Origin of the sequence: Larkinella sp. C7, assembly GCF_006149005.1 — a bacterium.
GTDB lineage: Bacteria > Bacteroidota > Bacteroidia > Cytophagales > Spirosomataceae > Larkinella.
The window spans coordinates 1-311 of the sequence record NZ_VBSL01000287.1 but is presented as its reverse complement, the minus strand read 5'-3'; the positions used below and the strand labels follow the sequence as shown (position 1 = coordinate 311).

The window sequence follows — 311 nt, the reverse complement described above, 5'->3', positions numbered from 1 at the left end:
GGCTATACAAAAAATTGTATCATTTCAATATTACAAAAAATGAAAGGAATTCATATGAGTTTATTGGAGTTAAAAAATATCTATAAGTCTTATTTTCTTGGTAAGGAGGAATTTCCTGTTTTAAAAGGGATTAATCTTTCCTTTGATCAAGGAGATTTCATTAGTATCCTTGGAGAATCTGGTGGAGGAAAATCCACTCTAATGAATATTATTGGCGGCTTGGACCGAAATTATTCTGGTGATGTTATTATCAAAGGACAACCGCAAAAAAATAAGGGTGAGAAGGCCATGGATGAGTATCGCCGCCAAAC

1 protein-coding gene is annotated in these 311 nt (G+C 33.8%); it reads left to right on the top strand.

Annotation, left to right across the window (positions count from 1 at the left end; all coding sequences use genetic code 11):
* Nucleotides 1-39 precede the first annotated feature (39 nt).
* Nucleotides 40-311 (top strand): ATP-binding cassette domain-containing protein (locus tag FH871_RS35445; RefSeq protein WP_212768437.1); only part of this gene is annotated, 272 nt, incomplete at its 3' end.